The organism is Paenibacillus polysaccharolyticus (assembly GCF_023714295.1).
In the GTDB taxonomy this organism is placed as follows: domain Bacteria; phylum Bacillota; class Bacilli; order Paenibacillales; family Paenibacillaceae; genus Paenibacillus; species Paenibacillus polysaccharolyticus_A.
The window spans coordinates 732,784-757,225 of sequence record NZ_JAMAUN010000001.1 but is presented as its reverse complement, the minus strand read 5'-3'; the positions used below and the strand labels follow the sequence as shown (position 1 = coordinate 757,225).

19 protein-coding genes are annotated in these 24,442 nt (G+C 47.0%); 3 read left to right on the top strand and 16 right to left on the bottom strand.

Annotated elements, in window-relative coordinates:
* Nucleotides 1-23 precede the first annotated feature (23 nt).
* The 6 genes from M3629_RS03470 to M3629_RS03445 form a co-directional block, all read right to left on the bottom strand.
* Entirely contained in the window at nucleotides 24-1,565 is a 1,542-nt protein-coding gene (locus M3629_RS03470; RefSeq protein ID WP_251502895.1) for a response regulator transcription factor, read from the bottom strand.
* Between the two features lie 262 nt (nucleotides 1,566-1,827).
* On the bottom strand, nucleotides 1,828-4,902 hold the full coding sequence (locus tag M3629_RS03465; RefSeq protein ID WP_251502894.1) for a X2-like carbohydrate binding domain-containing protein: 3,075 nt from the start codon (nucleotides 4,900-4,902) through the stop codon (nucleotides 1,828-1,830).
* Between the two features lie 335 nt (nucleotides 4,903-5,237).
* Entirely contained in the window at nucleotides 5,238-6,119 is an 882-nt protein-coding gene (locus M3629_RS03460; protein WP_251502893.1) for an SMP-30/gluconolactonase/LRE family protein, read from the bottom strand.
* Nucleotides 6,120-6,133: 14 nt separating this feature from the next.
* Nucleotides 6,134-6,793: an SGNH/GDSL hydrolase family protein gene (locus M3629_RS03455; RefSeq protein ID WP_090923924.1), complete on the bottom strand. Its 660-nt coding sequence runs from the start codon at nucleotides 6,791-6,793 to the stop codon at nucleotides 6,134-6,136.
* Nucleotides 6,794-6,865: 72 nt separating this feature from the next.
* Nucleotides 6,866-7,654 (bottom strand): alpha/beta hydrolase, encoded by a 789-nt coding sequence (locus M3629_RS03450; RefSeq protein ID WP_251502892.1) that lies wholly within the window; start codon nucleotides 7,652-7,654, stop codon nucleotides 6,866-6,868.
* Between the two features lie 139 nt (nucleotides 7,655-7,793).
* Nucleotides 7,794-8,627 carry a helix-turn-helix domain-containing protein gene (locus M3629_RS03445; protein ID WP_251502891.1) on the bottom strand — a complete coding sequence of 278 codons (834 nt, stop codon included), beginning with the start codon at nucleotides 8,625-8,627 and terminating at the stop codon, nucleotides 7,794-7,796.
* Nucleotides 8,628-8,752: 125 nt separating this feature from the next.
* Here M3629_RS03445 and M3629_RS03440 point away from each other — a divergent pair, with 125 nt between their 5' ends.
* The gene (locus M3629_RS03440) at nucleotides 8,753-10,783 is read left to right on the top strand and encodes a beta-galactosidase (protein ID WP_251502890.1); all 2,031 of its coding nucleotides are present in this window, start codon (nucleotides 8,753-8,755) and stop codon (nucleotides 10,781-10,783) included.
* A 128-nt stretch (nucleotides 10,784-10,911) separates the two neighbouring features.
* Here M3629_RS03440 and M3629_RS03435 read toward each other — a convergent pair whose 3' ends face one another.
* A complete protein-coding gene (locus M3629_RS03435) occupies nucleotides 10,912-12,426 on the bottom strand; it encodes a UxaA family hydrolase (protein ID WP_251502889.1) in 1,515 nt (504 codons plus the stop codon).
* A complete protein-coding gene (locus tag M3629_RS03430) occupies nucleotides 12,423-13,940 on the bottom strand; it encodes a tagaturonate reductase (protein ID WP_251502888.1) in 1,518 nt (505 codons plus the stop codon). Before M3629_RS03430 ends, M3629_RS03435 begins: the two co-directional genes overlap by 4 nt.
* A 193-nt stretch (nucleotides 13,941-14,133) precedes the next feature.
* Between M3629_RS03430 and M3629_RS03425 the strand changes: the two genes are divergently transcribed.
* Together M3629_RS03425 and M3629_RS03420 are read left to right on the top strand one after the other, a co-directional pair.
* On the top strand, nucleotides 14,134-15,012 hold the full coding sequence (locus tag M3629_RS03425; protein ID WP_251502887.1) for an AraC family transcriptional regulator: 879 nt from the start codon (nucleotides 14,134-14,136) through the stop codon (nucleotides 15,010-15,012).
* A 103-nt stretch (nucleotides 15,013-15,115) separates the two neighbouring features.
* Nucleotides 15,116-15,793, top strand: coding sequence for a tetratricopeptide repeat protein (locus tag M3629_RS03420; protein ID WP_251502886.1), 678 nt, complete (start codon nucleotides 15,116-15,118; stop codon nucleotides 15,791-15,793).
* A gap of 106 nt (nucleotides 15,794-15,899) precedes the next feature.
* Here the strand turns inward: M3629_RS03420 and M3629_RS03415 are convergent, their stop codons facing one another.
* The 8 genes from M3629_RS03415 to M3629_RS03380 form a co-directional block, all read right to left on the bottom strand.
* Nucleotides 15,900-17,015 (bottom strand): phosphotransferase, encoded by a 1,116-nt coding sequence (locus tag M3629_RS03415; protein WP_251502885.1) that lies wholly within the window; start codon nucleotides 17,013-17,015, stop codon nucleotides 15,900-15,902.
* Nucleotides 17,016-17,101: 86 nt separating this feature from the next.
* Entirely contained in the window at nucleotides 17,102-17,764 is a 663-nt protein-coding gene (locus M3629_RS03410; protein WP_251502884.1) for a GDSL-type esterase/lipase family protein, read from the bottom strand.
* A gap of 184 nt (nucleotides 17,765-17,948) precedes the next feature.
* Nucleotides 17,949-21,116, bottom strand: a complete 3,168-nt coding sequence (locus M3629_RS03405) for an MMPL family transporter (protein WP_251502883.1) — start codon at nucleotides 21,114-21,116, stop codon at nucleotides 17,949-17,951.
* Complete coding sequence (locus tag M3629_RS03400; protein ID WP_154886426.1) at nucleotides 21,116-21,571, bottom strand: MarR family winged helix-turn-helix transcriptional regulator; 456 nt, start codon at nucleotides 21,569-21,571, stop codon at nucleotides 21,116-21,118. Before M3629_RS03400 ends, M3629_RS03405 begins: the two co-directional genes overlap by 1 nt.
* Nucleotides 21,572-21,782: 211 nt before the next feature.
* Nucleotides 21,783-22,220, bottom strand: a complete 438-nt coding sequence (locus M3629_RS03395) for a GNAT family N-acetyltransferase (RefSeq protein ID WP_251502882.1) — start codon at nucleotides 22,218-22,220, stop codon at nucleotides 21,783-21,785.
* A gap of 23 nt (nucleotides 22,221-22,243) precedes the next feature.
* On the bottom strand, nucleotides 22,244-22,957 hold the full coding sequence (locus M3629_RS03390; protein ID WP_251502881.1) for a class I SAM-dependent methyltransferase: 714 nt from the start codon (nucleotides 22,955-22,957) through the stop codon (nucleotides 22,244-22,246).
* A 42-nt stretch (nucleotides 22,958-22,999) separates the two neighbouring features.
* Complete coding sequence (locus M3629_RS03385; protein WP_251502880.1) at nucleotides 23,000-23,329, bottom strand: hypothetical protein; 330 nt, start codon at nucleotides 23,327-23,329, stop codon at nucleotides 23,000-23,002.
* A 96-nt stretch (nucleotides 23,330-23,425) separates the two neighbouring features.
* Nucleotides 23,426-24,370 carry an alpha/beta hydrolase gene (locus tag M3629_RS03380; protein ID WP_251502879.1) on the bottom strand — a complete coding sequence of 315 codons (945 nt, stop codon included), beginning with the start codon at nucleotides 24,368-24,370 and terminating at the stop codon, nucleotides 23,426-23,428.
* Between the last annotated feature and the right edge of the window lie 72 nt (nucleotides 24,371-24,442).

Genomic DNA, 24,442 nt, shown 5'->3' with positions numbered 1-24,442 from the left:
GAATTAATCTCATCCATTTCTAGTTAAGCCCAAAATTTACGCCGATAGCGACTTGGAGAAAGTCCCGTGAATTTTTTGAACACTTTACAGAAGTAACTGTGATCTGAATACCCTACCATGCTACTAATTTCCGATATCGTGACATCATCCGATCGCAACAGTTCCTCCGCTTTTTCAATGCGAATCTTGTTTAGATATTCATTAAATCCTTCTTTTTTATGTGACGAGAAATAACTGGAGAGGTATGACGGGTTAAAATGAAAATGTTTGGCCACCTCGGACAGTCCCAAGGGCTGGTCATAGTTTGCATGCATGTAATCGAGCAACATGGTCATATTCGGATCACTTCGTTTACCTCCTGAACCGGAGACACATTCTTGAACCTCTGTCATGAATTGATCCAGAACCAGCATCACTTCGGTAAGCGTCGAAGCCCCGTCCACATTTTTAAAATACGTATACTTACTCTCTTCAAGCTCCGATGACTGCACATCCATATCTGCCAATGTAATCGTGACATTGAAGATCAAGTTGCCCAGAAATGATTTGATTTCAAATACATCAGCAATGTAGTCTCTCCCTAGTGTCGCTGCATGATCATGTAAATATTCTTTGGCCGCTTCCACTCGATTGCGTTTTACATGTTGCAAAAACATATTGACGTTGAATTGGTACCCTGCGGGATGCATCGGCGGAAGCTCGCCATCAATGAGAATCGCACGATCCGTATAATAGAAGCAAAACTCCATTAATTTAAGCAGGCGCTCACGGTAGATATCTCCCATATTTTCAAAAGAATGAAATCTCTCACTAAGCACCCACACCGGAGCTTCCTGTCCTGCCCCTGCTTCCGTAGCACATTCCCTAATCTGCTCAACCATGGCTTCATCTTGCTCAGGTTTCATGTTCAGCAACATAACAGACAATCGGCTATCAGCTGGTAAAATGGCACACTCAATCTCCGGCATCCGTTTTCGAACCTCAACTTCAACTTGTATATAATCCTGATTCTTCGAATTGCTTTCAGCCACCTGAAATGCGAGCAAACGAAAAGCACCTAACGGAAAGTTTTCCCGAATAACAGGCATTTCGTTGTCTTCGTTTAGCGTAAATCCGGACAACATTTTTTCCATTAATTGACCAAGCCGCCAGCCATCATGGGAAGGCTCATACTGAAGCTCCGGTATTTTGCCCGCCGTACGTCTTAGTACTTCCAGAAGTTCATTCGTATCCAGCTTGGGCTTCAATATGTAATCTGCCGCTCCATGCTGTAATGTAGATCGAACATACTCAAATTCACTGAAACTGCTCAGCACAATAACCTCAATATGCGGATAACCCGCTTTGAGTGTACGAACGAAAGTTTCACCGTCCATAACAGGCATCACGATGTCTGTTATGACAATATCCGGTTTTAACAACGCCACCTGTTGCAAGCCTTCTTCGCCATTGGAGGCTTCTCCGACAATATTAAATCCTTCAGCTTCCCAGTTCATGTGGTGCTTAATACCCTGTCTAACCAGAAATTCATCGTCAACAATCAGCACCTTACACAACCGGTTCATGATCGCGACCCCCCTGTCTCTTCCATCGCTGTATATCTATACCGTTTAACTCTCTATATGTTGGTTATTGAAGCGGTTACATGAACATTATAATAATCGTACATATTGTTATATCTTAAATCCTATGTTTAAGCAATGGTAACTACTTATATTTTACACTAAAATTCGACAAAACAAGAAGTCCCAAAAACGCCACGACCTACTCGGGCATCTTGAGACTTCTTGTTCATTTTTATTTCTCAATTCATTTACGAACCGAATGTTAAGGCTCCATTCCCCATTCAAGTTGACCAGCAACATATCCCGTTACTTTAGACCAGTCAGCATATGAGGTATGCGTTCCTTCAAAGGAGTAATCATCCGTTTGAGTGTAATTGGTCCAATTGTCTTTGGAAAACCGAGTCTGGATTTCCGTGCTCTGTCCTGCGTTCAACGTTCCCGCAGTTGACTTGAATCCAACCTCTAACACATGATCCGCTCCTGGCAATGCGGGAGTAATGGAACTAAACGTACCGGTAACGTTGGCACTTCCCACAGCAGCCCAATCGCAGAAGAAATTTTGAGGCTGACTACCGTCAATCGTATAGTAATATCGAATTTTTACATCGGACAGTTGGAGTGGAGTTGTACCGGTATTGGTCAATCTGAATTTGGGAGTGATGGAACTGCCCGTAGCTGCCGTTGTTCCATTGTACATCTCGATACGAATTGTTCCACCTGGGATGACCACAGTTGTATCCTTAACGGTCAGGTTCAGCACCGCAGGGTTGCCTGCACTGAACTGAAAAGTTAACACAGCTGCACCTTTAGACAATGTGGCTAAATAGTTTTTGGACAGCACAACCTGATTACCCGCAACGGTATAGTCGGTTCCGGCTACAAGTATCGCGTTTCCGTTCCGAATAGAGGTCAGTGTATTTCCATTAAGTGTTAACGTGACAGGAATATTGACCTGATGATCCACATTCAGATCAAATTGAGCCGTTACCGGGGTGATGGTCGAATTAGGTACTGTAGGTGTGCCCCCATTGCCATTAACCGGGTCCGCATAGAGTATTCCGCGTCCGTTGGTACCTAGATATACTCTGCCATAAATACGTGGGTCACCTGTAATTGTGGTCACACGGGCGTACTGATGCTGATCATCGTTAATTCGCACCCAGTTCGTGCCACCATCATCAGAACGGAAAAATCCGCGAGTCCCATCAATCTGTGCAACGGCATACAAAGCGACAACACTTTGCCCAGGAGCTGCTTTACCAAAACCGATGCTGTCCGCTTCTTCTACATTGGCGAGCTTCGTAAAGGTCGCTCCAGAATCTGTTGAGTGCCACAAGCCGTAGGGCCCTTCTTCTTCATTGCCCCCAGCAAACCACAGTTCTCCTTCCACACCTGGCACAGCGTCGAGGTCTGAATTACCTGAGGCAGGAAGCCCAGTAGCTGGAGATACAGTGAACGATGCTCCACCATTAACACTGACGTAAATTTTCCCTGCAGCGAAACCATAGAACTTGTTCGGGTTGACTCTGTCGGAAATGACTTTGGCTCCAACGGGTATGCCCGTGCTTGCCGTCCATGAATTACCGCCGGCAGAGTGGAATACGCCGCGATCCGATGTGCTCCAGATCAGACGGTTGCCTGTCGCCGAGATGGCGACGGTTCCGCCTCCGGCAGTACCTGACGGCTCTGCGCTTGCTTTATACCACGTTTTTCCTCCGTCGCTGGATAAGCCGATAGACTTCGCGTTGGGATCAACTGTGTAATCTGCTTTCCCCACCCGTACCATCGTGTTTGGGCTCAGTTCGGCAAAATCAATACTCTCCGTTGAAGGATAATTCGGATTCGTAAACATCGTTGCTGGAGCTTTGGTCAGATCATCATGACGGAACCCGGCAACGTCACCGAGTGCACTGAGCAGATTTGCTCCGCTTGGCGGGCTAATCAAATCCATAACATTGGTTTCTTCAATGCCTTTGGCCATAACGGAAATGTTAATCTTCTTATCCTCGTCCCAATCCGTCAGATTGTTGGTTCCGTAGATGGTTGCCCCCGTTCCATACATCAATCGGTCGGAATCAAACGGATCAATCTCCAGAGCAGCAATCATCCAGCCCAGCTTAGGCGAAATTTCCGGCGGTGCAGGATTCACACCGAAGGTTAACCAAGGCGCCGCGGAAATATCCTGCGTATATCTGAATTTTCGGTCAGGATACCCTTCAAAGTCCCATATTCGTGTCCAGGTATCTCCACCATCTTTACTACGGAACAGAATAGCATCAGGCCACCAGGAATTCAGCGTTGCGACCATTATCGTTCCAGGCTCCTGTGCATCAATAGCCAAGCCGCCATAACCATAATAGTTATCCGAACTGCTGCTCGGAACTGGGCTGATGTTCTTCCATACTCCGGTTGCTGTGTTTAGCTTCCAGACATCCCCTTTCGTTCCGTCGTAGGGCCCGGCACCATTACTGTAGGTAATATACAAACTTCCATCTACGTCCATTTTCCCATGATGAGGCAGATAACCCGTAGGTTGTCCGGGAACAGCAGTCCAGGTCAAGCCGCCGTTGGTACTGCGATAGATGCTTTCACTTTTATCAGCTACGCCGACATAAATGGTTTGTGAAGCCTGTCCCGCGGAGCCGCTCGTTTCATCAAAGGTGATCCAGGCCAAGCCTATAATGTCACTCGTATACTCGTTGGCTGGGTTTTCAACATAGTTACCCGGATTCGGGAAACTGGTTACTTCGCTCCAGGTTACCCCATAATCCGTACTTTTCCATAACCCGTTGCCACTGCGGGCTCCGAAATACAAAATGCTGTTATCATTCGGGTCAACAACCAGACGCTCCCCCATGGAACGTCCAGGCATGTTCCCCCCTACCTTGAAGGGGAGCTCGGTTTTCTCCCACGTATCTCCGCGATCAGTGGAACGGAAGATATATCCGTTGTCCTTCACCCATGAGTTCGTATACGTCCCTACAGCCATATACACCCGATCTGGATCAACAGGGTCGGAGGCGAGTGCATCTACCCCGTTATTGTTCCAGTCGTCCCAGCCTACAAAGTCAGTAAGCGGAGTCCAGCTACTGTCCACCGGGTTCCAGCGATAAGCTCCTCCTATATCCGTGCGTGCGTAGATCAAGTCCTTTTCAGATTCATTAAAGATGATGCCGGGTATAAAACCTCCGCCTCCGCCAGTAACGACGCTTTTCCATTCGTAGGCCTCACTCGGCGCTGCCTCAGAAGTTCCTGCCATCCCCAGACCACCCAGTGAAGCCGTAACAATAACCACACTTAAACTCAGGATTCGGAACTTGCTCATCCACGTTTTCATCTCAACAACTCCTTCTTTTCGCGTTTGTACATTTTGGCAATTCGGTCTATCCCCGCTGTCTACCTGCTGATGATGGCGTATCAGACGAATCCATACCTTCTTCCTTAGAAGAGATCCACCTCCCTTCAATTTGCGGTTAAGCGCTTACAATTTTTTTTCGAACGCCGCCACAAAATGGATAATTCTTTCAATAATAACATTCGATAGAAAACGTTTTTCCCCTCTGTGTAAATATCCACTTTTCAAAAAAAAATTGTAATCCTCTGGTAAAATAAAAAAAGATGCTGTTCACACAGCATCTTTAAATCCATTATGATTTTTCCTGCTCACTTTGCTTACGCTTTTCGTCCGTAGACATGTGTTTCCTGCCCTTTAACACCCGGCTTGACGACAAATAATGCACCTGCTTGCGGCGTTTCCTGCAAGCGCTCTTCCTTAATTCCTATACGTGCAGTAGTAATATATAAATCTTCGAGATCCGGGCCGCCAAAACAACAGGAAGTCACCTGATCTGCAGGCACTTCGATATGCTGTAACAGTTCCCCTGTCTCCGGGTTCCAGCGGGTTACTCTTCCTCCACCCCAATGGGCAACCCACAGCATACCTTCAGCATCCACAGTCATGCCATCCGGGAATCCCATGTCTTCCGGCACTGAGATGATACTCGTCCGATTGGAGATCGTACCCGAAGCCAGATCAAAATCAAAACGATCCACGGAACGTGTCGGCGTATCGATGTAATACATGAACTCACGATTCGGGCTCCACCCCAGACCGTTAGAGGTGGATACTTGTTGCACCATATTGCGTACAGGCTTTCCTTCCTCCAGACAATATAATGATCCAGCCTTTTGTTCGTTGTTCAGGCTCATCGTACCGGCCCAAAAACGTCCGTATGCATCACATTTTCCATCATTGAAGCGATTGGTAGATTTGTCTTGCTCGGGGTCCGCGATCGCTTGCTTCTCACCCGTGAGCAGATGATATGTATAGAAGCCGCTTCGGAGTGCAACGATCACTTCATCCCCACGATAGGGCACCACCGCTCCGACATGTTCACCCACATCATAAGCCTGATCCTCACCTGTCTCGGGATCGTATGCATGTACTTTAAACCCTTCAATATCTACCCATAACAAACGACTATTTTCCGCATCCCAGCTTGGTCCTTCTCCCAATTGTGCTGGTGTATCCACAACTACAGTTACATGACTCATATTATCGCTCCTTCTTAGGATTTCGTATTTCTCGTCCATTCAAATCCAATCGCATCTAGAAAAGCTTTGCTAAGTACCATGTGACCCGTAGCATCCGGGTGTACTCGATCATGTGTGAGAACCGATGTATAAAAATGATCCCACAGTGGCGCAAATGCTGCCTGCGTATCTACAAACAGCGCGTCATATTCCGATGCTACTCTGCGAACCGCTTCTCCGTAGATGTCCATCGTCGCCCGCATCGGATCTTCCGGGTTCGCTTCCAGATAATACGGGGTCATAAGCACAAGCCCTTTCAGATTCGGGCGCACGGATGCGACCAGCTCACGCAATGTTGCCTCGTATTCCTCCAGAAACACCTGTGAGTCAGCCAGCGGGTGATCGAACTGCCGCCACACATCGTTAATACCGATCATAATTGTGAGCCAGTCCGGTTTGAGATCAAGCACATCCTGTTGCCAGCGTTGCTTCAAGTCACGAACGGTATTCCCACTATTACCCACATTCTGCAATCTCAGCATCAGTTCGGGATAAATAGACCGCAATAAAGCATACACCTGTGCCACATACCCATGTCCCAGCCCTGAACTTCCTTCACCTACAGGATGTGCTCGTCCGCAATCGGTAATGGAATCCCCGATAAAAAGAAGTCTGTCATTCTTTTGCAATTTCATGGCGTTGTTCTCCTTTGCTGGATATTGATCCGTTAGTTCACTGGCAAAATAGAGTTTGTGCCGTTGCCGACGTCACCAACCTTGATTTTTAAGCCAAGTGAGACATAGATCAGACCACACTCGAACCGTAGCATCATGCTCCGCCAGTCCTAACCCATGTGGACCTTTTTCAAAGATGTGAAGATCATATGGAATCCCATGTGCACCCAAAGCCAAAGCATACCGTAAACTGTTCTCCACGGGTACAGCCTGGTCATCACTCGTATGCCAGATAAATGCTTCAGGAGCATCTGCTCTAACCTGTCGCTCTGCACTGAATGCTTGAACCTGTTCTTCGGTTGCATCCTCGCCTAGCAAGTTGATACGCGAGCCTTCATGTCCATAAGACTCCATCGTGATAACCGGATAACAGAGAATGACACGGTCCGGCCTAGAGCTTACCTGTTCAATCGGATCCTCATGGCCCGGTTGTCCATCATCGTACTGCGTACCCAATGTTGCTGTGAGATGGCCACCTGCCGAAAACCCAAGTACTGCGATTTTGGACGGGTTGATCCCGTAGTGTTCCGCGTGAGCTCTTACATAACGGATTGCACGTTGCCCATCCGCCAGAGGCGCCGGATGACTGTGCGGTGCTACTCGATATTTGAGCACAAAAGCACTAATGCCAGCACGATTGAGCAACTCAGCAACGGGCGCGCCCTCATGGTCAGCGAGATGGCCATAACCGCCCCCTGGACATACAATGATAGCGCTCTCGGAACCTGGTTGAATAAAAGGAATCAGATGTGGCATTTCGTCTTCATGGCCTGTAGCCGCGTATGGGGCCGCCTGCTCCCACAAAGGAATAATTGAACTCATGATCGGACTCATCCTCTCTCATGTATATGGAATAGATTCGTTTAATCGTTTTCGATTCTAGGATTCGATACCATCATAACGGCAACAGGAAGAAGCATCAATACCCTTCTGCATATCTTTTTGTTCAACCTTGGCGTAATTAGTACAAGTTGCGAAACTGTTCAGGTGTGACCCCTTCAATCCGGCGAAATGTGGCAACAAAATGACTGGCATCCCGGAACCCGGCCCGTGCCGCAGTCTCCTTGATCGTAAGTTCCATACTGCCCGTCAGCATTTCTTTGGCTTTACGAATGCGAAGCAAAATGAAGTAACTGTAGGCCGTTATGCCGAAGGATTGTTTAAACAGCGTATTCATATGCCTGGATGAGATTCCGATAATGCATGCCATTTGTTCTAGCCCGATGTCCGGGTCGCCGTAATGTTCCTCCATAAAGGCAAGCAGCGGAGCAAGTCTTGCTACAGCTTGGGAGATGGAGGAGCGATTGCCGGTCATTCCGTGTTTTTTCAGCAAAATCAAAAAACGATACATGTCCGCCGAGGCTTCCAATCCGGATAAATCCTGATCACTCCCGATCGAACTCAGCACATGCTGACCATAATCGTTTAGTGGACTATCTGTCTCCCACTGGCGAATATCGGCCTCACCCAACCCAAGTGAATCTACGATGGCGGCACACTGCGAACCACCAAATGTAATATAAATGGTCTCCCACTCGTTTTGAACACGAGCATATTCATGAGGCAGGTTTGGGGGAAGCAAAATACCCGAGGTTTCGCCAACAATTGCTGAAGTCCCTGACAGCTTGAACTCTCCTGCTCCCTTGACCGTTTGCAGCCAGTGATAATACGGATAACCCGCAGTTCTGGAGACTTTTTCCTGATTTCCGTTATAGCCTATACTCTCGATATATAGTGGGAGCGGCTGATCCCGCGGTGTCATAAAAAAACGCTGATGCCCCGGTGAGATGAGCATGATAACCTCCTTAAATACAATAGAATCCAGTTCCATATTCTTATATGCATCATCACTTTTATTATATTTTAAAAGTCATATGTATCATATAGTATAGGATTATTCTTATACAAGAGGTGAGCACATTGATCAGCAGCAAATTACCCAAAATGTTTTATGGAGGCGATTACAATCCTGAACAATGGGATCATGAGACCCACCTGGAAGACCTCCGCATGTTTAAACTGGCGGGCATTGATATGGCCACGATTAACGTTTTTTCCTGGGCACTAATTCAGCCTGACGAGGTGACGTATAATTTTGAATATCTGGATCAATTGATTGATCGTTTGTACGAAAATGGGGTTTATATCTGCCTTGCCACAAGTACCGCCGCGCACCCAGCATGGATGGCTAAAAAATACCCCGATGTCCTGCGCGTAGACGCGGACGGACGCAAACGGAAATTTGGCGGACGGCATAACTCCTGCCCGAACAGTCCGACCTACCGGAAGTACTCCGAAATCATCGCAGACAAACTGGCCGAGCGATACAAAGATCATCCCGCAGTCCTTGTCTGGCATATTTCCAATGAATATGGCGGGGATTGTTATTGTGAAAACTGCGAAAAAGCATTCCGTGTATATCTCAAGAAACGTTATAAAACCATAGAACAGGTCAATAAAGCATGGAACACCAACTTTTGGGGCCATACGTTCTATGATTGGGACGAGATTGTGCTTCCAAGCAATCTGAGTGAACATTGGGGTCACAACAGTTCATCATTCCAAGGCATCTCACTGGACTACTCCCGTTTTAACTCGGACAGCATGCTCGAATGTTATCTGCTGGAGTACAATGCCGTTAAAAAGCATATTCCCGATTCCGTCGTTACAACGAATTTAATGGGATTTTTCAAACAGATCGACTATTTCAAATGGGCTAAATATATGGATATCGTGTCCTGGGACAGTTATCCCGGTCTTGCGACACCAATCAGCTATACTGCCATGGCTCATGATCTCATGCGCGGTCTCAAAGACGGTCAGCCATTTATGCTAATGGAACAGACACCCAGTCAGCAGAACTGGCAACCGTATAACTCACTGAAACGCCCTGGTGTCATGCGTCTATGGAGTTATCAGTCTGTCGCACACGGCGCGGATACCGTGATGTTCTTCCAGCTTCGCCGTTCCATCGGTGCATGCGAGAAATACCATGGTGCCGTCATTGAACATGCAGGACACGAAAACACAAGGGTGTTCAGAGAGGTCGCACAGCTCGGCAAGGAACTGCAGATCCTCGGCGACACCACGCTTGATGCCAGAGTTCAGTCCAAGGTAGCGATTGTATTCGATTGGGATAACTGGTGGGCAATTGAAAAATCAAGCGGGCCAACGGTGGCTTTGAAATACGTCGAGCAAATTCACAAATACTACGCGGCATTTTTCCACCGCAACATTCAAGTGGACATTATAAGCGTAGACAGCGATATCAGCTCATACGATCTGCTTCTTGCGCCTGTGCTTTATATGGTCAAACCAGGCTTTGCTGCAAAATTGGAGCAGTTCGTTGCGGCCGGCGGTACCTTCCTGACCACCTTCTTTAGCGGAATTGTTAACGAGCATGATCTCGTGACCACTGGCGGTTACCCCGGTGAGCTTCGAAACCTGCTTGGCATCTGGGTCGAAGAGATTGATGCTCTCCTACCCGAACAGAAGAATAGCATCGTTCTGAAGGAAACATGGGGCGCACTTGAAGGCGTATACGAATGCGGTATGCTGTGCGACCTCCTTCACAGTGAAGGTGCAGAAGTGATTGCCGAGTACGGTGAAGACTTCTATCAAGGCATGCCTGCACTTACATGTAATACCTTTGGTCAAGGGCAAGCCTGGTACGTCGCCACTGATCCGGAAAACATTTTTCTCGAAGGTTTACTCGCAGAGCTTGCGGCCGAAAAAAATATTAAACCTTTGCTCGAAACCCCGCAAGGTGTAGAGGTAAGCGCACGTACGAAAGACGGGTTAACTTATCTTTTTGTCATGAACCACAATGCTTCCCCGCAGTCATATGATCTCGGTGATTCAAGGGTCCGTGAGTTGTTAACAGGCAAGGAATACACTGGAGAGATTAGTATTGAAGCCCGCGGCGTGCACATTTTAGAACGCACAACGTAGCGGTATAATCTATATTGTTGCACCGCTACGCGTGCATAAGACTTGGAAACGAAATAAAAAACAATCCGGCAGTTTATTACAACTCGCCGGATTGTTGTCTTGTTTTATTTTGCAACACGTAGATGAGGTTAGAGAATAACTCCGTCTTTGAAGATCGCGATCTCCCGGAAACCATGCTGTTCGCTAAGAGTCTGCGCACGTCCTGAAGCAATATCAATAATCTGACTGAATAATTGTTCTTTGACTTGTTCCAACGTCTGTCCTTCAAGCAGCTGACCAGCATTAAAATCAATCCAGTGCTTTTTACGGTTCGCCAGGTCCGATTGCGTTGCAATTTTGACCGTAGGTACCGGACCGCCAAACGGTGTGCCGCGTCCTGTCGTAAACAGCACGATATGTGCTCCTGCCGCAGATAAAGCTGTCACGGAAACGAGGTCATTGCCGGGTGCCTCTACAATGTTTAGACCCGTTTTGGTCACCCGTTTACCGTAACGGAGCACATCGACAACCGAGGAGCGTCCTCCCTTTTGCGTACATCCGAGTGATTTTTCTTCGAGTGTTGTAATTCCGCCTGCTTTGTTACCCGGCGAAGGATTTTCGTAGATATTTTGACCATGATTCACGAAATATTGCTTGAAACCATTCACAAGGTCTACCAAATCGTTGAAGACATGTTCATCTGCCGCACGGTTCATCAGAATGGTTTCCGCTCCAAACATCTCCGGAACCTCAGTCAGAATAGCTGTTCCACCCGCAGCAACGAGCAGATCCGCGACAGCGCCTACGAGCGGATTCGCTGTAATGCCGGATAAGCCATCCGAGCCTCCGCATTTCAATCCAATTTTCAGTTTGCTCAGTGGCAGAGGCTGACGTTTCTCTTGCTCAGCAATCTCAACCAGCTCTTCCATTAAACGCAATCCTTCTTCCAACTCATCGTCGGTCTCTTGCGCTTTGAGGAAACGTACCTTCTCCCGATACTCCGGTGCGATGCACTCACGGAACTGATCCACCTGGTTATTCTCACAACCTAAACCAATGACCAGTACACCACCAGCGTTTGGATGCTCGACCAGTGAGGCCAGCAACTGTTGAGTATATTTCAGGTCGTCCCCCAGTTGTGAACAGCCGAAAGGATGCGGAAAATGAAACACACCATCCACCCGACTACCGAATTGGGACTGCCCCATCCGTGCAAGAGCTTCACACACTTTGTTAATGCATCCAACTGTATTGACGATCCAGATTTCGTTACGAATTCCCGCTTCCCCGTTCGGACGCAAATAACCATCGAACGTTCGTAAATGTTCAGGAGGCATGTCTATCGTCATCGGTTGTCCTGGCTGATATTCATATTCAAGCAAACCATGCAGACCTGTCTTCAAGTTATGGCTGTGTATCCAGCTCCCCTGTGCAATTGCTTCCTGGGCGATCCCGATGGAAAAACCATATTTCATCACATCTGCTCCCTGTGCAAGATCATGCACAGCGATTTTGTGCCCTTTAGGTACATCATCTAGCAATGTGAACGAGTGACCATCCGGCAGATCGATACGCTCTCCCTTCACATAATCGCGAAGTGCTATGATGACATCGTCCTGAGGCTGGATCGCAATCCAGTCGTTGACTGTGCTTGTTGTACTCATTTTCCTTCACCTTCCAGTTTACTGATTTCATGTACGAGTGCTTCCCGCAATCCTTCTTTTTCATCCAGATTCTCTCCCCAGATCACCTCATTGGAGAGAACCGCAGCAACTCTTTTCTCCAGTTCAGCCGTTCCACTGGTCAAGTGATCGTAACCTTCCCAATGAGTAGCCAAAACTGCCAGTACATCAGGGTCATCTCTTAGTGGAATCGTTTCTCCGCTCAAAAGCTGCGCTTTGTAACCCTCCTGCGTCTGCAATGGGCGATATAAATAGAGAAATCCGGCAAAACCTTGTATTAGCCGCTCAGGCCAGCTTCCTTGACTCTGTTCATAGGCGAGCAGGGTTGGCAGTACACGTACTTTGAATTTACCGGCCGTATTCAGTGCAATGTCCTGCAACTTGTGATCAATATATGGATTTAAGAAACGTTCAAAGACTTCTTCCGCATATTGCTCCAATCCCAGCTCAGGCATATCCATGGCAGGCACAATCTCTTCAAGCACCGCTTGCCTAATCCAGGAACTAAACTGCGAATCTTCCATGGTTTCTCTTACATGTTGTTTACCGCGAAGCAAGCCCAGAGAAGACATCAGGGTGTGTGAGCCGTTCAGGATGCGCACTTTCCGAAGCTGATATGGCTTCAAATCTTTAACCCAGTGCACATTGAGCCCTGCTTGTTTCAACGGAAGGCGCTTGTCCAGCGACTCCTCGCCTTGAATCGCCCAGAAATGATAAGGCTCTGCCGTATTAATCAGTTGATCCTCATAACCCCAGCGTTCCGTGAGTGCATCTGCCTCTTCCTGAGTTGGCGCACCCGTCACAATACGATCTACCAGATTGTTCAGGAATAGATTATGATGCTCGATCCAAGAGCGGAAGCTGTCCGAGAATCCGAAATCTTCACTATGACGGAGCACGCATTCTCGCAGAACATCACCATTCCCCTCCAGCAATTCACATGGCAGGTGAATGAGTCCTCTCGATGGATCTCCAGCAAAACGTACATATCTTTGATGCAAGAAAACCGTCAATTTACCAGGAAAAGATTGAACGGGCTCTCCTGGGATATAGTCTGATTGAATATATTTCAAGCCGGATTCTGTCGTATTCGAGATTACAAATTCAAGCGAAGGCAACTCCGCAAGTTCCAGAAACGTCTGCCACTCCTCGTATGGATTAATAAATTGGGAGAAGACAGAAACCATTTCCGTACGTTCCACACGTTTCCCCTCAGAGAGACCACGGGTAATCATTGTATACAGTCCATCCTGATCGCGAATCTGCTCCAGCTTGGCCTTGCCCCCGGGCCGAGGTTGTGTCACGGCTACAGAGCCGTGAAACTTGCCTTGCCGAGCACTCTCATGAAGCATCCAGTCTGCGAATCCCCGTAAAAAATTACCTTCCCCGATCTGCAAAACTTTGACGGGACGTTCAATCATTTCTTTGCATTTGCGCTGACTATCATTGCCGAGCAGATGCATCTTCAATCTTGGCCGCTTTGTGCTTGCAGACATGGACACTCACCTCACCGATTATTTGCGAACTCAGAATGCGAACAGCAAATGCTGGCATCCTTTTATTGTAAACGCTTTAAATTCATTGTATCATCAATAAAAGGAAATTAAATTGCTTATATTGCGTTAAATATACTGTTTTTTGATCAGAATTGACATCTTATTTGAGACATTTGTCTCCAAAGGAGTCCCAATGGAACATTCACCAGTTCGCACCACCATTCAGACCGAATCGGGCATACCGTTCCGCCTTGTCTATAGTGATACGAAATCTCCGCAAAATGAATTACCGGATCATCTGCACGACTGGCATGAAATTATCTATGTCTATAGGGGACAGGGAAGTATTTTTATCGATACGGGTCTCGAAGATATGCAGGAGGGAGATTTATTTCTTATTCCGGGCAGTACCGTGCACCGTGCGTTGCCTGATGCAGGTAATCCGGTTACCTCATCTGCACTGTTCTTCAGTCCGGGGTTACTGGCTTCAACGGCCGGAGGCATGTCCTCCTCCTTGCTACACCCATTTGAACGCTGCCGCAAACGGCGAATATACAAAAGACATCTGAACCATACCGAGCAGGAACAAGTGTCTGCCTTCATTGATGATATTCATGCCGAGTTCCGTTCCGATCATCATCTGAGTTCTCACGCCGCACTGATTCGACTGCAGCTCTTGCTTATTTTCCTTGAACGTCTGGATTCAGCTAATGGCCCTGCTCACGCTACAACATCACTACCTGCTCCGTCATGGCTGTCCTCCATTCTGTCTGGCATTGATCTTAAACTGCGCAATCGATTAACTTTACCTGAACTTGCACAACAAGCTGCCGTGTCTCCTGCCCATCTTAGCCGGGCATTCAAGCGTTACACCGGAATGACGCTAACGGATTATGTACTCGCTCGCAGAGTTATTATGGCCAAGGAGCATCTTCTGAATGGGGATGAAACAATGGCTGCTGTCGCAGACGCTTGCGGATTTGATAGCTTGCCTCATTTTTACAGACAGTTCAAGAAACTGACGGGCACGACACCGGCTGCATATCGCAGAACGATGGTACAACATCGCTAGGATGTGAAACGGAGATATGCACACACATATTATTCCAAGAGAGGATATGGTATGATATTCAAGGTTTGCGCAACACGATTATATTGTTACTGGAGTTGAACCTGTGATTATTAAATTTCTTATTTTTGGCCTGCTCTGGCAGATCGTTGGCAATCCGTTCATCGCTGTTCTGATTCTGCTTGTCATCCTGTATTTCCTGGATCGTCGTTTTGTCGGCGTATTTCCAAGCTTCACCAAACCCCTTAAACGGTTGCGTAACATTTCCAGATTGAAACAACAGCTAGCACTGAGCCCTAACGAAGTATCCTCCAAGCTGGAACTGGCCCGATTGCTCATTGAACGCAAACGATACAGTGAGGCACATGCCTTTTTGCTTGAACTGGAACGCCCTTACGAACAGTCTGCTGAGTACTGGGAAGCTTTGGGTACAACTGAACTGTATCTTGGCAAGGTCTCTGAAGGCGAGCGCCATATCTTGCATGCACTTGAGATTAACCCCAAAGTCAAATACGGACAGCCCTATCTGAATCTGGCTACAGCCTTCAAAGATTCGGATCGTGACAAAGCACTTCATTATGTGCAGCAGTTTCAGGAAATCCATTCTTCCTCCAGTGAAGCCTTTTATCTGCTTGGCTCGGTATACCGTTCGCTAGGGCGTAATGAAGATGCCAAACAAGCATATGATCAATCCCTGAATGTGTATCGTTCCTTGCCCAAATATAAAAAACGTCAGGAACGGCGCTGGGCTGTCCGCAGTTGGTTCCGCAAACGTGCTTTGTAGATTGAACCACCCTCGTATATCAGCAAGCATCCTATAAAAGAAGAAAAGTGTGCTGGTTCTACTCTGTATCCATAGCAGAACCAGCACACTTATTTTTTCACACCTGTTATTTCGTTAACAATCGCCTTAACTGATCCTCGTTCCGCCCCATCCAGTCCATTCGCTGTTTGAGTTTCACAATTTGTCCTGCAGCCACCTCCGGTTTATCCGTTCCTTCCAGCATCCGGCTAATAAAATGCATCACCACGTCCAGACTTCGAAGCAAAATCAGCTTCGGAATTGCTTCCAGTTCGTCATCGGTGAGTTCAACCTCTTCTTGAAACCCCCTTACCAGATTAGCCTGCGCCTGCCACATCCATTCTTCGCTCTTGTCCATGGTCAGCATGTCAGACATCGGAACCGCCAGCTCCATGACCCGTAGATCCCAGGTAGCAAACTCAAAATCAAGAATCGCACTCATGTTGCCTTCCATATCTACCAACACATTGGATGCGTTCACATCACCATGCACGATTTGATGCGGAAGCTGCTCCATCCCACGCAATGCTGTGAACAAACCTGGCAGTTCATCCTGCAACTGTCTTAGCTCCTTGGCACAAGCCCCCAGCGTTTCTGGCGGCGAAACGCACATTTCCAGTAAACGTTCTGGCGAACACAGCGGATAAGCCTCTTCGATCCGGTAATATGGCGGATATACCGGTTCAAGTTCCAATTTAAGCTTGGCAAGCGCTGTTGAGAGATGTCCTGCCGCACGACCCAAAGGGAGCAATTGATCAGGGGAATCCCATACCGGATTGACGCCTTTCAGAAAATGAAACAGAGTCACGATTTTAAACATTCCCGTGATATGATCTTGTACAATGTGGTAACTCTGCCTATTCTCCTGACTGGGATGGTTCATTCCCTTCCATTCTCGATCCGTGTCCTCGACGCTGCTACTAGATAATGAGATGACTGGTGTTGGCGAATGAAGTTTAAAATCTGTATTGGAAAGTGCAGTAAGCACGGCATGTTCAAATGCTATTTTCGCTTGATCATTATGTGTTTCGTATTGTCTCATAACATAGTCTGCATCACGGGTGTAAAGCACAAAAGTAGAGTTATTCATACCTCCATTGCTGCGCTCACCTTGCCACTCCGATTTGATGCCGTATAAGGCTAACACCTCCGAGATTAATTGCTTTTCCGTTGGAAGAAGAGAATTTTGCTGTTTGTTAGACACCGATTTGAACTCCTCTGTTACAATAATTTGAATGAACTCTTTCATCATATCGGAAGTTGTAAGGCGGGTCTAGTCTTCCTCTGTCTTCAAGCAAAAGGGACATATCCCGTTCGATTCAACTGTTCCGCGATGATCCGATACCCCCTTGCGTTAGGATGGACTCTGTCCCAGAACAGCAACTCGCGCTCACGTCCTTCAAACTTGTCGTACACCTGAGCACATGCATAGTTACCTGAACCTGCACCATTCAGATAAGAATTGTACTGTCGCACCCAGTATGCAGCTTCGGTTGATTGTGGATACGGGTTGTACAATCCGATAGAACGGACAAAGTACTTCTGATCCCCTTTTAACTGCCGAATTTGTCGCATAACCTGAGATACATGATGACGTGTTTCACCGAGCACTTGTGTCATTTTCCCGGCATTGGGAATACCTCCGCTAGCTTTAAATGTACGGATCAGATCGTTGCCACCAATGGATACCGTAATCATATCCGCTTCACGTATCGCTTGACGCACCCGAGGATGTCCGTTAATCATCTGCTGAAGTTCTTCCGATGTTAGTCCGTTCACACCCAAATTGTCCATAGAGACAAATGTACGTAGGTTCATTTCCGCCATACGGCGATAGATTGGAACAAATCCGGTTCCGAGCAATGCTCCCGTACCTACCGTCAAGGAATCCCCAATAGCTACATAACGATATACCATCCCGCCGCCCCTCTCTCTACTGATCTCCCTGATCATTCATGAACTCCCTATATCCTATGAAGATCGATTCGGCAAAGCGCGGGATAGTGTCCTTAGGCAAACACCAATCTTTGTGTCCATGATGAGTATTATAAAAAAAGAAAGCCCCGCCGCATGATGCGGCAGAGCCTTCCTTCCATTTTCAAATATTAAATATCAACGATAATTACATGCCGGATCATTACATACCAATGGTATGATTCGATTCGGAAGATTCCGACTGTTCCTTGTTACGGAACGGCCACCAATTCGCCCGCCCGAACATCTTCACCATTACAGGTACGAAGAATGGCAGGAATAACAGAGAATACAGAATTAGACCACTAAGCACAACGGTAGCGATTTGCATCATCGAGAGTACCCCAGACGGGTACATCGCCGCGAAAGTTCCACTTAGAATGACCGCCGCGGACAAGATGACGGTTCCCATGTTTTTCATCGCGTATAACATTGCATCCTGTACTCTCATTCCTTTGTTTTCGTTAAATCGATCCATAAGGAAAATGCTGTAATCAACGCCAAGCGCAATCAGCATAACGAATCCAAAGAATGGCGTAACCCAACTGATTCCGGCATAACCCATGATATTCACAAAGACCACTTCCGTAAGTGCCATCGATGTGAAGTACGCAAGCAGAAGTGAAATAATGAGATAGATCGGCATGATGACGGAACGAAGCAGGATTACCAAGATGATAAATGTTCCTGCGAGCATCAGCATAACGGTACGTGTGTAGTCTTTGTTCGAGATCGACTGCAAATCGGCAAACGTGCTGGTTACACCGCCTACGGCAACATCGGCTTTTTCAAGCGCACTGCCCTGAATTGCACGATGCACTGCCGCTTCGATATCCGGCACACGGTCAATCGCTTCTGTACCATACGGATTCTCTGCAAAAATAACATCCAGTGTCATCGTCTTGCGATCCTTGGACAGATACGTATCGAATACCTTTTTGAAGTCCTTATTATTTAAGGCTTCTTCAGGTACGTACCAGCCTGCGAGATCCGAATCCGGTGAATTTTGCAGTTGTGTCAAATAATCCTGAGCAGAATCCAAGCCACCTGATACTTTCTTGATTCCATCCACACTTTGGTTCAAGCCATCTGTCAATTGTGTTAATTGACCACTGAGATCCGAGAAGCCCTTCTGGATCTTCTCTTGCCCTCCCTGAAGCTGACCCAGACCATTCTGGATAGAAGGGATTTCTTTGATCACCTTACCTTGACCATCAGCAGCCTGTTTCAATCCTGTTTCCAGTTGACCAATACCTGTTACAATCTGACCCAGACCATCGGCCAAAGCCTTCTGTCCGGACGCTGCGGAAGCAAAACCTTCATTCGCTTGATTGATTCCAGCCGCCGCTGCACTCAGATTCGTCTGAATTTGGGACAGTCCTTGCGCAAGCTGCGCTGTGCCTGAACCGGTTTGACCAATCGTGCCTTTGATGCGTTGATAGTCGGCATCTTGCTGCAATTCAGGGAATCGCTCCTCTAGAGCAGAGAAGGATGCTGTAAGACTCGTCAAAGCTGTTGAAACACCTGTCAATTGCTGCTCCAGTTCCTTCGTTCCATCGCCCAGTGCAGCAACACCTGCTCCTGCCTGACGGTAGGCTTGCAACAACTGATCATTCGCTTTGGCAAGCTGGTCTGCACTGGTTTTGGCTTGTTGAAGTCCGGCTTTGAGATCCCCTGCACCAGACGATCCGTCCCGAATCCCTTTTTCAATGCGCTTTAGTCCGTCGCTAAGCTGCGTAATACCGGATTGCAGCTGGCTTGTTCCCTTGGTTAGCTGACCTGCTCCGTTTGCTGCCTCTTTAAGCTGTGGTTCATTTTTGCTCAGTTCATTACTAGCTTTGCTAAGACCATCGCTGATTTTATCCAGACCTGTCTTGCCCTCGCCCAGACCATCCGATAGTGTACCCACCTGTTTGGTTACTTCAAAATCTTTGATCTCATCGCCTGTTGGACGTGTCATACTACGAACACCAGCAACCCCGGGAACTTTCTCAACTTCACGGCTGATCTTCTCTGCCACAGCCATATATTTGGCATTATCCATCGTTTCGTCATTTTGAATGACGATCTGACCTGGCAGGGATTCTCCTGGCCCGAAGCTATCTGAAATAATATTAAAAGCTTTGACCGAATCGTATTTGTCACCAATCTCATCCAGACTGTTGAATGATAATTTACCATCATATGTCAACAAAAGAGGCACCGTAACTGCGGCAACAATCAGCAGAGCTGCCCACGGACGTTTAAGTGAGAATTTGCCCGCAGCCCCATAGATTTTGCTCTCGGCATGTTCAAGTGATCCTTTGGATGGCCAGAATAACTTTCTGCCCAGTACAGCCATAAAGAACGGCACAATCGTCACGAGTGCCAGCATCATCACGGCAATCCCTACAGCGACCGCGACCGCAGAACGGTACAACAAAAACTGTGCAAAACCGATGGCCACGAATCCAACCAGCACTGCTAGAGCTGAGAAAAACACCGTTTTACCTGCGGTGCGATATGTAGCAATAATGGCATCCCATGTATTCTCATGGTGTGCTAGCTCTTCCTTGAAGCGGCTGATCAGTAGAATGCAGTAGTCTGTACCGATTCCGAACATGACTGCAACCATAAAGATCTGTGTGAACGTGGAGAGCGGGAAGTTAACCCCATCGACCAGGAAAGCAACAATCTGCTGGGATACGATGTAACTGATACCCACCGTCAACAGCGGTACAAATGGAGCTACGAATGAACGGAATACGAGAAAAAGAATAAGTAAAATAAAGACAACCGTAATGTATTCCGATTTCTTGAGTCCTTCTTGGGAACTCTCAATCGTATCTTCATCAATCAAACCTTTACCTGTAATATAATGCTCCACATTCACTGATTTCAGCGCACCATTCAGATCATTCCGCATTTCCTTTACGGTGCGGTCACCCATTTCAATCGAAAGTGAAGTCAGAATGGTTGTACCATCCTTCGAGATCATCTTATCTGACAGTTCCGGCTGTGTGAAGGGGTCCAGAACAGACAAGATGCCGAGTTTTTCTTTATCGGCCTCGAGTAACTTAACTGCCTTTTCCGCCTCTTGTTTGCCTGTTGTACCAAGACCATCCGGATTATAAAATACCAGTGCGATCGAGGTACCTTTCTGTTCTCCATTTTGAGCTGCAGCTTCATCCAGAATTGCAGCTGCTTTTGTAGAAGAGTACCCCTCAGGAACCGAGAATTGCCCTTTTTCCCGAATTAACTCACTCATGTTTGGCGCGGTAAACATCAATAAAGCCGCGGCGACAATCCACAGCCCCATGATCCACCAGCGTCCTTTTAAAATTGCTCTCATTACTTCTCCAGCCCTTCTTCTTGTGTTAGTAACGCTGCAAGCTTCTCAAAAGATTCAATAAAGTTCTGGACCGCTTCTGGTGTAAAATGTTTCAAGTAAGGTTCAAGAACCTTCTGAATCTCCAGCTCAGTCTCCTTGTAAATCTGAAGACCAGCCTCGGTCAGAGTCAGATAGATAACACGACGATCACGTTCATCCCCTGCACGATGCACCAGATTCCGATCAGCCAGCTTGGTTACCAGAGCCGTAATGCTGCTCTTGCCTACACATAGGAGCTCCGCAAGATCCGACGGGGTGCAGGCAGGTTTTTCATGTATGAGGCGCAGTGCACAAAACTGGTCCGTTGTGACCGTTTGCCCTACCTTTTCCCGTATCTGGGTATCAAACCGCTTGTTAACCAGGAAAGACGCATCCAGATAACGATTCACCAAACTTTTGGCATCTGGGATGTTCATATATTTTTCTCCTTTCAAAACTAGTTCACATAACGAACTATTCATCAATAAAACTATTCTATAATGAAACTATGTTGTGAAGCAATACTTTTTTCCTACTCCTTAAACAAAAAAACAGGACATCTGGCTCAGCACTTTTGCCAAGCCAAATATCCTATCTGATTTAATCGTATATATATTATACGCAAAACGTTTTAAAGCACATCCCTTGCTAAGCTTCCTGCTCTTCGTCCTCTTTCTCAAGCACACAGCGGAATCTCTCCACGCCTGGATACAGTTCACCGAGACTATAAACGACAAATCCCGTGTTTCGGTAAAACTCCACCGCTTCCTGGTCCGTTTCCGCAATCAAAGTATCTGGATTGTACTCTGCAAGAAGCTGTGAAATCATACCCCGCCCGTAATTTTTGAAACGGTTCTCGGGCAGAACCGCAATATGGCGAATGGTAATTTCGTTCGCTCCCGTATGTTCATAGCCAATTAGGCCGACCAACTGTCCTTCATCCTCATATCCTGTCAGAAACAGATTACTCTGTGTCACATACTGCTGTACCGCCTGATTAACCTGATCCGGGTCAGGAAAGACAGCGTAAGAGAGCAGCTCCTGGACTTCCGGCTCCTGCAATCGTGGCTTCAAATTTTTCAACAAAACAATTTCCTCCAATTAAGTATTTAGTCTTTCTGCACAGCAAACCGAAGCAACTCGCAACGAAACTCTGTCGGTTCATCATACTTCTCTTCTTGGATCGTCTGGGTTACATGCTCCTGAAACAGAATGTTCCAGCCCTCGTAGGCTTGTTCCAGTAAAGCAATGACTTCGGATGTCGGCAGGTTCAATTCAATCAATGGCTCAATCTGACGGCCTGTCTGGATTTCTTTTTCTTCCACACTGGTACTCATCGTAATACAATGGATACCTCCGAGCCGGGTTTCCTCTTTTAATCGTTCCACTGTTTCAAGAAAAGCCTCTTTGCTAGATGTGTGTTCGAGACAGGAACAAGCCGCAATAAAGTCGAAAGCTTTCGGTTGAATCCGGTAATGCTCAACATCTGCTTTTTCGGCCTGAACGATGTGATCCACCTCATACTGTTTCGCATACTTGCGAAGTCCGTCTACCGCTTCATCCAACAGATCCACGCCAATAACCTCGCTGTTTGTATCTACAAGACGTTGTGCAATCGGAATCGTATGTCTGCCCACACCACATCCCAGGTCAAGTACACGTAATTCCTGTTTATGAACAAGCAAACGTTCCAACATCTCCATCACCATAGGCATGGGTCTGGACATCCATGTTCCGTCTTCAAACAATTCATTGTTTTTATAAAAGTTAGAATGATATCCCGCTTCGGCTTGACGGGCAGCCTCAAATTGTTCTTCCCGCATTCTGGCACCTCCTGTAATGGATTTAGACCTCTACAGTAACGTTCACCTAAAAGCGAAGAAAAGAATCATATAGATTGCTATCATGATTAAACTGGCCGTGACAAGTATTTTCCCCGCATCCCGTTTACTAGCATAGTCATTAAACAACATTACTCCACCAACGGTCATCGCAATGGGCGCAAAAAATATCGTCATGATCACGAGCAATACCATTGAGTAACGATCCAGAACAGATTCTTCATACTCCATCATGTATGGCTGATTTGGCTTGGCTGTTTTCGTCGTTACCATGTTGCCGCACGATTTACATTTGAATTCATCTGCTCCCATAGGTTGATGGCAATAGGAGCATTCTCTTGAAAAACGTGGCATATCTATCTCCCTCCAAGTGGATTCTACGCTGGCTAGTCAATCGATAATTGTAACTAAGAGCTTAACAACAGTTAGGAAATCAGGTGAACCGTTATCTCAAAGTGGCATATGTTTCTGCAAAAAAGCTCCCAGCACCGCTTTATATTTGTCGCGATCAACCTGAAAGGCCGTTCCGTGACCTGCACGAGGAATCGTCAGCAGTTCCTTCTCTGCCTTACAGGCTTCGTACAAGCGATATACCATTTCCGTTGGCACAAATGTGTCCGCCTCACCATGGATGAACAGGACTGGTACGTTAACTTTGGCGAGTTGTTTCAGTGCAGATGCTTCTTTAAATGAGTATCCGGCTTTCCATCTTGTAATCAAGCTGGTCACCGGAATGAACGGAAAAGGCGGTAGCTTGTACAACTGTTTCAATTGGAATGTCAGTTCTTCCTCAACCGATGTATAGGCACAGTCCGATACGATGGCTCTGACCTGATCCGGCAGTTCTTCTCCACCTGTCATCAGTACAGTAGCTCCGCCCATCGATATGCCATGCAGAACAATGTCTGATTGCTTCCCCACGTGTTCCAATACCCAGCCGACCCACTGCACATAGTCTTTTCGGTCTAACCAGCCAAATCCGATGATCTCACCTTCACTCTGACCATGTCCGCGATCATCCGGCATTAATACGTGATAACCCAGGGTTTCAGCGTAAAATCGGGCGAAGCCCGCCATCTCTCTGCCTTTCCCCGAGTAGCCATGAGCCAGAATAACTGTGCTTGCAGACTTGTTCTTTGATGAAAGCCAGATGCCGGAGAGTCTCAATCCATCTTGAGACTGGATGGTAACGGTCTTGGTATCCTGAGCATCAAGCCATTGTAAATCAGCAACCGTGCTAATCAGTTCATCGTCCGCTTCCGTCTTAAGATTGGGGTTATCCGCCAAAAATGTTTTAGGCGTACGACGGATCGCTGTCTTGAAGAAATATAGTCCTCCAACCCATAGCAGAGCTATTATGATGATGATGAGAGCCGCCAGCCCGTAAAATATCATGTAAAAATCCTCCATTTCAGTCTATGAGTTAAAGCGACTCCTTATTTAAATCAATTATAATGCCGTCATAAC